Source organism: Pseudomonas sp. F-14 TE3482, from assembly GCF_053629455.1.
Genome location: NZ_JBRJII010000001.1, coordinates 5,906,890 through 5,919,750 on the forward strand (window position 1 = coordinate 5,906,890; position 12,861 = coordinate 5,919,750).

The window sequence follows — 12,861 nt, forward strand, 5'->3', positions numbered from 1 at the left end:
CTCATGCATGCGTTAAACACATAAAAAAGCAAAAGGCCCCTTGGCATAAATGCCAAGGGGCCTCGAGAGGTACTGACTAGACGCTTCTAATCAAATCATTTGACCCAGTCGGCAACGCGATCCGGGTGTTTGGCCACCCAATCCTTCGCTGCGGCTTCAGGCTTGGCACCCTCCTGAATCGCCAACATGACTTCGCCGATTTCGTCTTTCGACGCCCATTGGAAGTTCTTCAGGAACTTCGCGACTTCAGGTGCTTTGGCATCCAGGCCCTTGCTACCGATGCTATTTACGGTTTCAGCCGCACCGTAAACGCCTTTCGGATCTTCCAGGAAACGCAGTTTCCACTTGGCGAACATCCAGTGCGGCACCCAACCGGTGACGGCAATGGATTCGTTTTTCTTCTCGGCACGGGTCAGCTCGGCAATCATGCCGGCGCCGGAACTGGCCTTGAGGGTATAGCCGTCCAGGCCATAGTCCTTGATCGCCTGCTCGGATTTGAGCATCACGCCTGAACCGGCATCGATACCGACGATACGATTTTTGAAGCTGTCGTCGGTTTTCAGATCGGCAATAGACTTGGCCTTGACGTACTCCGGCACGATCAGGCCGATTTTTGCATCCTTGAAGTTCGGGCCGTAATCGACGACCTGATCCTTGTTCTTGGTCCAGTATTCACCGTGGGTCACGGGCAGCCACGCCGACAGCATGGCGTCGAGTTTGCCAGTGGCCACACCCTGCCACATGATCCCGGTGGCAACCGCTTGCAGCTTCACGTCATAACCGAGTTTCTGTCTGATCACTTCCGCGGCCACGTTGGTCGTGGCGACGCTGTCCGACCAGCCGTCTACATAACCGATCGTCACTGCCTTGCCTTCAGCACTGGCCATCGTAGAACTGATCGCCAGCACCAAAGCGGCACCTGCGCCCAAGAGTCGTCGCATCTTCATCGTTACTTCCCCGAAAGTGCTGCGCTCGACGGATGCCGAGCCGCTCAACGTATTGTTATGGTGCACAGCGCCCCCATCACGCCTCACCGCAAACTCGTTCAAACATCAGCGGAGTACTGACGATTGGATGATCAACCTGACGCCCACTGCGACCTGCTCTGCCAGCGACCTCAAGGCATCGAGAAACGACATCAGAAGGCCATTAATTGCAACCGTCGCAAATCCATCCGCCACCCCGCCTGAACTTTGCATGTCAAAATTATGCGGGCCACCAAGCGCGGGACAAATGCAGGTAACATGCGCGGCTTTGTTCCCAGACGGCCTGACCATGCCCGCGACATCCCGCTTTCCTCTTCTTGCTTATTTATTTGCCTGCTTGCTGGGGCTTTTTGCCCTCGGTGGCTTCTGGTATGGACTCGGCAAACCGGTGATCCTGCCGGACGTGGCCAGCGCAACACACAAGCTGCAATGCGCCTCCTACACTCCGTTCGACAAAGACCAGTCGCCGTTCGATGTGCCGTTCAAACTGCGCCCCGAGCGCATGGACGCCGACCTCGCACTGCTGGCAACCCGTTTCGAATGCATCCGCACTTATTCCATGACCGGCCTCGAGGCTCTGCCCGATCTGGCACGCAAGCACGGCTTGAAGCTGATGATCGGCGCCTGGGTCAACAGCAACCCGGTGGACACCGCCAAGGAGGTCGACCTGCTGATCGCCTCGGCCAATGCCAACGCCGATGTAGTGACCTCGGTGATCGTAGGCAATGAAACCCTGCTGCGCAAGGAAGTCACCGGCGCACAGTTGGCAACGCTGATTAACAAGGTCAAAAGTCAGGTCAAACAACCGGTGACCTACGCCGACGTCTGGGAATTCTGGCTCAAGCATCCCGAAATCGCTCCGGCGGTGGACTTCCTGACCATTCATTTGCTGCCGTACTGGGAAGACGATCCGTCGAACATCGACGCCGCGCTGCAGCATGTGGCCGAAGTGCGTCAGGTGTTCGGCAACAAATTTGCGCCCAAAGACGTGATGATTGGCGAAACCGGCTGGCCGAGCGAAGGCCGTCAGCGCGAAACCGCTTTGCCGAGCAGGGTCAACGAAGCCAAGTTCATTCGTAGCTTTGTGATCATGGCCGAACAGCAAGGCTGGCATTACAACCTGATCGAGGCATTTGACCAGCCCTGGAAACGCGCCAGCGAAGGTGCGGTCGGGGGTTACTGGGGATTGTTCGACGCCGATCGTCAGGATAAGGGCGTACTCGCCGGGCCAGTCTCGAACGTGCCGTACTGGTCGCAATGGCTGGCGCTGGGTGGGTTGATCTTCATCGGCACACTGATCCTCGGCGGTCGCGTTCGCAGCACCCGTGCGGCGCTGGTACTGCCGCTGCTCGGCGCGCTGGCGGCCTGTTCGATTGGCGCCTGGGGCGATCTGGCTCGGGTCACCACACGGTTTGCCAGTGAATGGCTGTGGGTCGCTTTGCTGACGGGGTTGAATCTGTTGGTGCTGGCCCATGCTGCGCTGACCTTGAGCGCTCGTACCGGCTGGCGTGAACGCGCCTTCAATGCACTGGAGCGTCGCGCTGGCTGGTGGCTGGCAGCGGCAGGTTTTGCCGCGGCGGTGATGATCCTGGAGCTGGTGTTCGATCCGCGTTATCGCAGCTTCCCGAGTGTTGCGTTCATCCTGCCGGCGCTGGTGTACCTGTGCCGTCCGGTCAGTGTGCCGCGCCGGGAAATTGCCCTGCTGACCTTCATCATCGGCGCCGGCATTGCGCCGCAGTTGTATCAAGAAGGTTTGCAGAACCAGCAGGCCTGGGGTTGGGCGCTGGTGAGTGTGTTGATGGTGGCGGCGTTGTGGCGCAGCTTGCGGGTTCGCAAGGGCTGATCTTCAGCGTGCTTGCGGGCCTCTTCGCGGGCAAGCCTCGCTCCTACAGATTTATGTCGACCGTGATAATTGCGAACGACTCTAAACTGTAGGAGCGAGGCTTGCCCGCGAAGGCTGCCCATTAGGCGCTACGAGAAGCCCGGACCAGCCGCAAAGCAGCAATCACCACCGCAAACACCGCCAACGTGGTGTTGTACAACGCCAGCGCCGGAAACCCGAACACCAGCGCCAGCACCGCCAGCCACCACCCCACTCGCCCTGGCAGAACAAAACCAATCACGGCGGCAGCCATTGCCGTCCAGCCCAACACCTTGAAATGAATCATCAAGCCCAGGTTCGACCGAATCTGGCATTCCCAGCGACTGGCCTCATCCACGCAGATGCCGACCCATTGCGCATCCTCCATGAAGCCATAACGCGCGCCATAACTGGCGGCCAGCCATAACGGCAGAAGAACGAGCAACAGGATCACGGGCAGACGGCGGGACATGAAGCACTCCAATAAACGAAATCGGCGGCCAGCTTAATCCCCCGCCCGCGGTAAGCAAGTGACATCAACAGATAACTGTTCATCAAATAGCTGCAAAGTGTATCGTCCAGCTACCGTTGCTCCGAAATCAGGCCTGATTGGTACCCATCATGGCACTTTGGCGCAAATCCTGTGGTCATAGCCTGCGAACTTCATCCGGCACCTTCCTCTAAGGGATCTAGTCATGCTCCGTTCCTTGCGCTGCGCCGCCCTGTTTGGCGGCTTGATTTTAAGTGCGTCCGCACTGGCGGCCGACATTGATGCCGCCAGTTACGGCTACCCCCTGACCAACCCGTTCGAGGCGACTATCGCCACGACACCGCCGGAGTTACGCCCGGAGTTGCCGCTGGACGACGATATCAATCAGGAGGATCGCAGCGTCACATTGCGCCCGGAGCGTGAATTCAGCCTGCCGGAAAATTTCTGGCCGGTGAAGAAACTCACCTACCGCATCGCCACGCAAGATCAAGCGGCACCGTTGATCTTCCTGATCTCCGGCACGGGTGCACGCTATGACAGCACCCTCAACGAGTACCTGAAAAAGCTCTACTACAAGGCCGGCTATCACGTGGTGCAGCTATCGTCGCCCACCAGCTTCGACTTCATGACCGCCGCCTCGCGCTTTGCCACCCCCGGCGTGACCAAGGATGATGCCGAAGACATGTACCGGGTGATGCAGGCCGTGCGGGCGCAGAACCCGAAGCTGCCGGTCACCGATTATTTCCTGACCGGTTACAGCCTTGGCGCACTGGATGCGGCATTTGTCGCGCACCTGGATGAAACCCGTCGCAGCTTCAATTTCAAGAAAGTCTTGCTGCTCAACCCTCCGGTCAACCTTTACACCTCGGTCACCAACCTGGACAAGCTGGTACAGACAGAGGTAAAGGGCATCAACAACAGCACCACCTTCTATGAACTGGTACTGGACAAACTGACCCGCTACTTCCAGCAGAAGGGCTACATCGACCTCAACGACGCCCTGCTCTACGACTTCCAGCAGTCCAAACAGCACCTGAGCAACGAGCAGATGGCCATGCTGATTGGCACTTCGTTCCGTTTCTCGGCGGCTGACATCGCTTTCACCTCGGACCTGATCAATCGTCGCGGCCTGATCACGCCACCGAAATACCCGATCACCGAAGGCACCACCCTCACGCCGTTCCTCAAACGCGCGCTGCAATGCGACTTCGACTGCTACCTCACCGAACAGGTCATTCCGATGTGGCGCGCCCGCACCGATGGCGGCAGCCTGCTGCAACTGATCGATCAGGTCAGCCTGTATGCACTCAAGGATTACCTGCACGACAGCCCGAAAATCGCCGTCATGCACAACGCCGACGACGTGATCCTCGGCCCTGGCGACCTAGGGTTTCTGCGCCGGACCTTTGGCGACCGTTTGACTGTTTATCCATTGGGCGGCCATTGCGGCAACCTCAACTATCGCGTCAACAGCGACGCCATGCTGGAGTTTTTCCGTGGCTAAATACCCCCTGCTGATCGCAGCGTTACTCTGTGCAGGCGTCGCCAACGCCGACAACAGCAAAGCCAATGCACCTGTGGTGGTCGATAGCGACGGCTTCAAGCAACCACTGAGCAAACTCAAATTCAATCCAGGGCTGGATCAACGCGAATTCGAACGTTCGACGCTCAACGCATTGAACGTTTACGACCCGCTGGAAGAGTGGAACCGCCGCGTCTACCACTTCAACTACCGTTTCGACCAATGGGTGTTCCTGCCCGTGGTCAACGGCTATCGCTACATCACCCCAAGTTTCCTGCGCACCGGCGTCAGCAACTTCTTCAACAACGTCGGCGATGTGCCAAACCTGGTGAACAGTTTGCTGCAATTCAAAGGTCAGCGTTCGATGGAAACCACCGCGCGCCTGCTGCTCAACACCACCATCGGTGTCGCCGGACTGTGGGACCCGGCCACCGCCATGGGGCTGCCGCGCCAGAGCGAAGACTTCGGTCAGACACTGGGCTTCTACGGCGTACCGGGCGGCGCCTACTTCGTGCTGCCGATCCTCGGCCCGTCGAACCTGCGCGACACCGCGGGCCTGGTAGTGGATTACACCGGCGAATCGGCGATCAACTTCCTGAACGTGGCCGAAGTCAGCTCCAACCATCCGGAAGTCCTGGCACTGCGCATCATCGACAGGCGCTATCAGAACAGCTTCCGCTACGGTCAGCTGAACACGCCGTTCGAATATGAAAAAGTGCGTTACGTGTACACCGAGTCGCGCAAGCTGCAGGTTGCCGAGTAATTCCGTCGGCAACAAAAAAGGCCATTCGATTTGCGTCGAATGGCCTTTTTCATGCGCGGTGTATCAAACACCATCAACCGAATGTGGGAGCGAGCAGGCTCGCTCCCACAGGTTCAGGCTTTCACCGTTTTCCAAAGCTTGCCGACAGCCATTACGCCCACCAATACCGCCGCACCGGCAATAATCCCGGCCACCGCATTCAGCAACGTCGGCACGATAAACCCGGCCCCACCAGCACCCGCGCTGACACTCTCGATCCAGTGATGAACCACCGGCACGCCATGGGTCAGAATCCCGCCGCCGACCAAGAACATCGCCGCGGTACCGATCACCGACAGGCTTTTCATCATGTACGGCGCTGCACGCAGAATCCCGCCGCCGATGCTTTTGGCCATTTGCCCAGGCTTCAGGGCCAGCCACTGACCGAGGTCATCGAGCTTGACGATACCGGCCACCAAGCCGTAGACACCGATGGTCATGACGATGGCTATGCCCGAGAGCACGATCACTTGCTGGGTCAGCGAAGCGTCAGCCACGGTGCCCAGGGTGATGGCGATGATTTCCGCCGAGAGAATGAAGTCGGTACGGATCGCTCCCTTGATCTTGTCCTTTTCGAACGCCACCAGATCGACCGTCGGGTTGGCCACAGCCTCGACCAATTCTGCGTGTTCAGCCTGATCTTCAGCTTTGCTGTGCAGGAACTTGTGGGCGAGTTTCTCGAAGCCTTCAAAGCACAGGTAAGCGCCACCGACCATCAACAACGGCGTGACCAGCCACGGAATGAACGCACTGATGGCCAAGGCCGACGGCACCAGGATCAGCTTGTTGAGGAACGAGCCTTTGGCCACGGCCCACACCACGGGGATTTCCCGCTCGGCACGGACGCCGGAAACCTGCTGGGCATTGAGCGCCAGATCGTCGCCAAGCACGCCAGCGGTCTTCTTCGCGGCCATTTTGGTCATCAACGCCACATCGTCCAGTACAGTGGCGATGTCGTCGATCAGCACCAGCAAACTGCTTCCCGCCATGAATCAGGTTTCCTTCTTGAATGAATGGTGCGCAGCATAGCGCGAGCCGAGGCCAGACGGGGCATTCTTGAGCGCCGCGCGAGGCCGGTGCTACCATGCGCAACCGCCAGAACAGGCAAGGAACTCCTTGGTTTATGAGCACCATCCGCGAGCGCAACAAAGAACTGATCCTGCGTGCCGCCAGTGAAGAATTTGCCGACAAGGGCTTCGCTGCGACCAAAACCAGTGACATCGCGGCCAAGGCCGGGCTACCCAAGCCTAACGTCTACTACTACTTCAAATCCAAGGAAAATCTCTACCGCGAGGTCCTGGAAAGCATCATCGAGCCAATCCTGCAGGCCTCGACGCCGTTCAACGCCGACGGCGTGCCCAGCGAAGTGCTGAGCGGCTACATTCGCTCGAAAATCCGCATTTCCCGTGACCTGCCCTTCGCCTCCAAAGTGTTCGCCAGCGAAATCATGCACGGCGCCCCGCACCTGAGCCCCGACCTGGTTGAGCAGCTCAACGGCCAGGCCAGGCACAACATCGACTGCATCCAGACCTGGATCGACCGCGGCCAGATCGCCCCGATCGACCCCAACCACCTGATGTTCAGCATCTGGGCTGCGACCCAGACCTATGCCGACTTTGATTGGCAGATCTCTGCGGTTACCGGTAAAGCCAAGCTGGATGAGGCCGACTATGAAGCGGCGGCGCAGACGATTATCCGGTTGGTGCTTAAGGGGTGTGAGCTGGACTGATAGACTGAGCGAACCCCAATCGCGGGCAAGCCCGCTCCCACAGGTTCGGTGGTGTACACAAAATATGTGAACACCCTCAATCCTTGTGGGAGCGGGCTTGCCCGCGATGAAGGCGACTCTATCTAAATTCTTAAAGCCAGATGGCATCCCACAACGGATAGTCGCCAAGCCGCTCTACAAGACCTGCCCGCAATGGATTGGCCACTACATACCGTGCCATCTTCACCAAGTCTTCTTCTCGCCTCAATGCCCGGTCGTGATAGCCCTGCTGCCAAAGTGGTCCGTTCCTGTTACTGGAAATATTCACCTCCCGCGTAATCAGTGACTTGGTTTGACGCATCAGGTTACTAAGCGAACAGTTCTCCAACTCGACAAGCCAATGGAAGTGATCAGGCGTGACGACCCACGCCAGCGAATTCACTAACCCTGTGTTCTGTGCTTGGCGAAATTGATGAACAACCAACCTGCCCAATGCGAAATCCGCAAATACCGGCTCGCGATCAAGTGTATTGGTAGTCAGTAAGTAGATTCGATTAGGTTCGGCATAGCGCCCCTTTCTTAGGCGATGTGAAGCAGGAAGATCAGGCAATCCGTTGCCCCTTCATGATGGATTCATCAGAAGACTAGACCTCAGCGGCCCATAGACCGCGACAGTCCGTTATCCAGATGTGTCCATGAGGCCGCCATCGCGGGCAAGCCCGCTCCCACAAGGATCGAAAGTGTTCACAGATTTTGTGTTCACCTACAAGGATCGAGGGTGTTCACAGATTTTGTGTTCACCTACAAGGATCGAGGGTGTTCACAGGTTTTGTGTTCACCAGCAGGAACCTGTGGGAGCGGGCTTGCCCGCGATGACATTCGATCAGCCGCTGAAGATCAACCAACCACCCCCGCATCCGCCCTCAACCCCTGCGCCTCGATCGCTCTGATCGCACATTGCTCATCAACATCAGACAAATCGCCACTGATGCCCACCGCCCCCAACACATTCCCATCCTGATCCCGAATCAACACGCCGCCCGGTACCGGGACGACGCTGCCCTGCCCGAGGCTATTCAGCGCGGCGAAGAACGCCGGGCGTTGTTGGGCGTCCTGGGCCAGCAGGCGTGAGCCCTTGCCCAAGGCGATCGCGCCCCAGGCTTTGCCGATGGCGATCTGTGGGCGCAGCAAGCTGGCGCCGTCTTCGCGCTGCAGCGTTATCAAGTGCCCGCCGGCGTCCAGCACGGCAACGGTCAAGGGCGCGGCAGAGATTGCACGGCCTGCGGAGATGGCCTGGTTGGCCAGGTTGACTGCGACGTTCAAGGTTAAAGCGCTCATGGTGCCGTCCTCATTTTGTTATTTGGAAAGCCGTTGGATTGCTTTCTGTTGCGCAATCCGATGCAACAAATAGAACACAATGAATTATTTTTTTGTATACAATAATTATAGAAAAGCGCCACATGCGACGAAAAGCCACAGTCCTTCGGGCTTCCGACGAATGAAACAGCTGCTTGAGAAAATGGATTGACCTGCGCCATCCGTCGTGAATACACTCTGCGCAAAGCCACTTGTATACAATTACAAAACGTAAGAGGCACAAAACCATGAGCAAAATGAGAGCAATCGAAGCCGCCGTTCTGGTGATGCGCCGTGAAGGGGTTGATACCGCTTTTGGCATCCCGGGCGCCGCGATCAACCCGCTGTACTCCGCCTTGCAGAAGGTCGGTGGCATCGATCACGTCCTCGCTCGCCACGTTGAAGGCGCCTCGCACATGGCCGAGGGCTACACCCGCACCAAGGCCGGCAACATCGGCGTGTGCATCGGCACCTCCGGCCCGGCCGGCACCGACATGGTCACCGGGCTCTACAGCGCCTCGGCCGACTCGATCCCGATCCTGTGCATCACCGGCCAGGCACCCCGGGCCCGGATGCACAAGGAAGACTTCCAGGCCGTCGATATCACCAGCATAGTCAAACCGGTCACCAAGTGGTCGACCACCGTCATGGAGCCGGGCCAGGTGCCTTACGCGTTCCAGAAAGCCTTCTATGAAATGCGCTCCGGCCGCCCAGGCCCCGTGCTGATCGACCTGCCGTTCGACGTGCAGATGGCTGAAATCGAATTCGACATCGACGCTTATGAGCCGCTGCCGCTGGCCAAGCCGACCGCTAACCGCGTGCAGATCGAGAAGGCTCTGGCCATGCTCGATCAGGCTGAACGTCCATTGCTGGTCGCCGGTGGTGGCATCATCAATGCCGACGCCAGCGAGTTGCTGGTGGAGTTCGCTGAGCTGACCGGCATTCCAGTGATCCCGACCCTGATGGGCTGGGGCTCCATCCCGGACGATCACCCGCTGATGGTTGGCATGGTCGGTCTGCAAACCTCACACCGTTACGGCAACGCCACGATGCTGAAGTCGGACGTGGTGCTGGGCGTCGGTAACCGTTGGGCTAACCGTCACACCGGTTCGGTCGACGTTTACACCGAAGGTCGCAAGTTCATTCATGTCGACATCGAACCGACCCAGATCGGCCGCGTGTTCACCCCGAACCTGGGCATCGTGTCCGACGCCGCTGCCGCGTTGACCGTGTTCATCGAAGTCGCTCGCGAATGGCAAGCCGCCGGCAAGCTGAAAAACCGCAGCGCCTGGCTGCAAGACTGCCAGCAACGCAAAGCCAGCCTGCAGCGCAAGACTCACTTCGACAACGTGCCGGTCAAGCCGCAACGGGTGTACGAAGAGATGAACCAGGTCTTCGGCAAGGACACCTGCTACGTCAGCACCATCGGTCTGTCGCAGATTGCCGGCGCGCAGTTCCTGCACGTCTACAAGCCGCGTCACTGGATCAACTGCGGCCAGGCCGGCCCGTTGGGCTGGACTATTCCGGCCGCACTCGGCGTGGTCAAGGCTGATCCGACCCGTAAGGTTGTGGCGCTCTCGGGCGACTATGACTTCCAGTTCATGATCGAAGAACTGGCCGTAGGCGCGCAGTTCAAGCTGCCGTACATCCACGTTGTCGTGAACAACTCGTACCTGGGTTTGATCCGTCAGGCCCAGCGCGGTTTCGACATGGACTACTGCGTGCAGTTGTCTTTCGACAACCTCAACGCTCCGGAACTCAACGGTTACGGTGTCGACCACGTCGCTGTCGCCGAAGGCCTGGGTTGCAAGGCGTTGCGGGTGTTCGAACCGGCTCAGATCCAGCCTGCCCTGCGCAAGGCTCAGGAACTGATCGAGGAGTTCAAAGTGCCGGTGATCGTCGAAATCATTCTGGAGCGCGTGACCAACATTTCCATGGGCACCGAGATCAACGCCGTCAACGAATTCGAAGACCTGGCGCTGGTCGGCAACGATGCGCCAACGGCGATTTCGCTGCTCGATTAACTGCTGATCGTTCCCACTGTGGGAGCGGGCTTGCTCGCGAAGGCGGCGGCACAGTCAACATTGATGTCGCCTGACACACCGCTTTCGCGAGCAAGCCCGCTCCCACAGGGATCTGGGAACGACGACCACACCTATACGGGAGACCACCATGCCGCGTTTCGCAGCCAACCTGTCCATGCTGTTCACCGAGCAGGATTTTCTTGCCCGTTTCGACGCTGCCGCCAAGGCCGGCTTCAGTGGTGTCGAATACCTGTTTCCCTACGATTTCAGCTCCGCCGAAATCAAGGCCAGGCTCGATGCCAATGGCTTGACCCAGGTGCTGTTCAACCTGCCGGCCGGGGACTGGGCCAAGGGCGAGCGCGGTATCGCGTGCCTGCCGGATCGGGTCGAAGAATTCCGCGCCGGTGTCGATCTGGCCATCGCTTACGCCAACGTGCTGGGCAACACCCAGATCAACTGCCTGGCCGGTATTCGTCCGCAAGGTGTCGACGATGCCACCGTGGAAAAGACCTTTGTCGCCAACCTCAAGTACGCGGCCGACAAGCTGCAAGCGGTGGGCATCAAACTGGTGATGGAAGCGATCAACACCCGTGACATCCCGGGTTTCTACCTGAACAACACGGCGCAAGCCCTGTCGATTCGCGAGCAGGTCGGCAGCGCCAACCTGTTCCTGCAATACGACATCTATCACATGCAAATCATGGAGGGCGACCTGGCCCGGACCATGGCTGCGCACCTGGGCGAGATCAACCATATCCAGTTGGCCGACAACCCAGGGCGCAACGAACCGGGCACCGGTGAAATCAATTACCGCTTCCTGTTCGAACACCTGGACCGCATCGGTTATCAGGGTTGGGTTGGCTGCGAATACAAGCCGCTGACCACCACCGAAGCGGGTCTGGGCTGGTTGAAAACCCACAACGCGATTTGAAGTTGAAACAGAACCATTGTGGCGAGGGAGCTTGCTCCCGCTCGGCTGCGAAGCAGTCGTAAACCCGCGAGCAGTTCTACCTGACACACCGCAGTGGCTGTTTTGGGGTCGCTTCGCAACCCAGCGGGAGCAAGCTCCCTCGCCACAGGATGTGTCTACCTCAGCCACGCGCACATTATTTGGCTACACAAAAACAAGAGGATTTTCTCATGGCTAAAATCGGATTTATCGGCACCGGCATCATGGGCCACCCAATGGCGTTGAACCTGCAGAAAGCCGGTCACAGCCTGTTCCTGTCGGCGCACCACGACCCTGCCCCTGCCGATCTGGTCGCTGCTGGCGCCATCGCCCTGGCGAACCCGAAAGAAGTGGCCCAGGAAGCCGAATTCATCATCGTCATGGTCCCGGATACCCCGCAGGTCGATGACGTGCTGTTCCGCGCCGATGGCGTTGCGGCAGGCGTGAGCAAGGGCAAAGTCGTGATCGACATGAGCTCGATCTCGCCGACTGCCACCAAAGTCTTCGCTGCCAAGATCAACGAGAAAGGCGCGCAGTACCTCGACGCACCCGTGTCCGGCGGTGAAGTCGGCGCCAAAGCCGCGACCCTGAGCATCATGGTCGGCGGCGATGCCGACGCCTTCGAACGCGCCCTGCCGCTGTTCCAGGCCATGGGCAAAAACATCACCCTGGTCGGTGGCAACGGCGACGGTCAAACCGCGAAAGTGGCGAACCAGATCATCGTCGCGCTGAACATCCAGGCCGTGGCCGAAGCGCTGCTGTTTGCCTCGAAAAACGGTGCCGATCCGGCCAAGGTGCGTGAAGCGCTGATGGGTGGTTTCGCATCGTCGAAGATTCTTGAAGTGCACGGCGAACGCATGATCAAGGGCACCTTCGACCCGGGCTTCCGCATCAGCCTGCACCAGAAGGACCTGAACCTGGCCCTGGCCGGCGCTCGCGAACTGGGCATCAACCTGCCGAACACCGCCAATACCCAGCAAGTGTTCAGCACCTGCGCGGCCATTGGCGGCAGCAACTGGGACCACTCGGCGCTGATCAAAGGCCTGGAACACATGGCGAATTTCTCGATTCGCGATAAATAACACCGATCTGAAACTGGCTAGGTTCCTGTGGGAGCTGGCTTGCCTGCGATGGCATCGACTCGATCTATCTTAGAGACCGCG

The 12,861-nt window shown here is 58.8% G+C and carries 12 protein-coding genes; 7 read left to right on the forward strand and 5 right to left on the reverse strand.

From position 1 onward, the window contains the following. Nucleotides 1-95 precede the first annotated feature (95 nt). Complete coding sequence (locus tag AB7M26_RS26780; RefSeq protein WP_123496121.1) at nt 96-947, reverse strand: glycine betaine ABC transporter substrate-binding protein; 852 nt, start codon at nt 945-947, stop codon at nt 96-98. A 286-nt stretch (nt 948-1,233) separates the two neighbouring features. Here AB7M26_RS26780 and AB7M26_RS26785 point away from each other — a divergent pair, with 286 nt between their 5' ends. Beyond that, a complete protein-coding gene (locus tag AB7M26_RS26785) occupies nt 1,234-2,829 on the forward strand; it encodes a glycoside hydrolase family 17 protein (RefSeq protein ID WP_123496119.1) in 1,596 nt (531 codons plus the stop codon). A gap of 121 nt (nt 2,830-2,950) precedes the next feature. Here the strand turns inward: AB7M26_RS26785 and AB7M26_RS26790 are convergent, their stop codons facing one another. Then, the gene (locus AB7M26_RS26790; protein WP_123496117.1) at nt 2,951-3,319 is read right to left on the reverse strand and encodes a hypothetical protein; all 369 of its coding nucleotides are present in this window, start codon (nt 3,317-3,319) and stop codon (nt 2,951-2,953) included. 223 nt (nt 3,320-3,542) lie between these two features. On the opposite strand from AB7M26_RS26790, the gene AB7M26_RS26795 reads away from it, so the two are divergent. After that, on the forward strand, nt 3,543-4,841 hold the full coding sequence (locus AB7M26_RS26795) for a serine/threonine protein kinase (RefSeq protein WP_123496115.1): 1,299 nt from the start codon (nt 3,543-3,545) through the stop codon (nt 4,839-4,841). After that, entirely contained in the window at nt 4,834-5,622 is a 789-nt protein-coding gene (locus AB7M26_RS26800; RefSeq protein ID WP_123496113.1) for an MlaA family lipoprotein, read from the forward strand. Before AB7M26_RS26795 ends, AB7M26_RS26800 begins: the two co-directional genes overlap by 8 nt. Before the next feature lie 113 nt (nt 5,623-5,735). On the opposite strand, the gene AB7M26_RS26805 is transcribed toward AB7M26_RS26800, so the two are convergent. Further along, nucleotides 5,736-6,650, reverse strand: a complete 915-nt coding sequence (locus AB7M26_RS26805; protein ID WP_123496111.1) for a DUF808 domain-containing protein — start codon at nt 6,648-6,650, stop codon at nt 5,736-5,738. Nucleotides 6,651-6,784: 134 nt separating this feature from the next. Here AB7M26_RS26805 and AB7M26_RS26810 point away from each other — a divergent pair, with 134 nt between their 5' ends. Continuing rightward, on the forward strand, nt 6,785-7,390 hold the full coding sequence (locus AB7M26_RS26810; RefSeq protein WP_030131738.1) for a TetR/AcrR family transcriptional regulator: 606 nt from the start codon (nt 6,785-6,787) through the stop codon (nt 7,388-7,390). A 130-nt stretch (nt 7,391-7,520) separates the two neighbouring features. On the opposite strand, the gene AB7M26_RS26815 is transcribed toward AB7M26_RS26810, so the two are convergent. Both AB7M26_RS26815 and AB7M26_RS26820 read right to left on the reverse strand, forming a co-directional pair. After that, entirely contained in the window at nt 7,521-7,979 is a 459-nt protein-coding gene (locus AB7M26_RS26815; protein ID WP_429386930.1) for an REP-associated tyrosine transposase, read from the reverse strand. A 287-nt stretch (nt 7,980-8,266) separates the two neighbouring features. Further along, entirely contained in the window at nt 8,267-8,707 is a 441-nt protein-coding gene (locus AB7M26_RS26820) for a GlcG/HbpS family heme-binding protein (protein WP_123496107.1), read from the reverse strand. Nucleotides 8,708-8,973: 266 nt separating this feature from the next. On the opposite strand from AB7M26_RS26820, the gene gcl reads away from it, so the two are divergent. The 3 genes from gcl (at nt 8,974) to AB7M26_RS26835 (ending at nt 12,780) form a co-directional block, all read left to right on the forward strand. Then, nucleotides 8,974-10,749: a glyoxylate carboligase gene (gene gcl, locus AB7M26_RS26825; RefSeq protein ID WP_429377459.1), complete on the forward strand. Its 1,776-nt coding sequence runs from the start codon at nt 8,974-8,976 to the stop codon at nt 10,747-10,749. Nucleotides 10,750-10,897: 148 nt separating this feature from the next. After that, nucleotides 10,898-11,680 carry a hydroxypyruvate isomerase gene (gene hyi, locus AB7M26_RS26830; protein WP_123496103.1) on the forward strand — a complete coding sequence of 261 codons (783 nt, stop codon included), beginning with the start codon at nt 10,898-10,900 and terminating at the stop codon, nt 11,678-11,680. Nucleotides 11,681-11,889: 209 nt separating this feature from the next. Further along, nucleotides 11,890-12,780, forward strand: coding sequence for a 2-hydroxy-3-oxopropionate reductase (locus tag AB7M26_RS26835; protein WP_429386934.1), 891 nt, complete (start codon nt 11,890-11,892; stop codon nt 12,778-12,780). Nucleotides 12,781-12,861 lie beyond the last annotated feature (81 nt).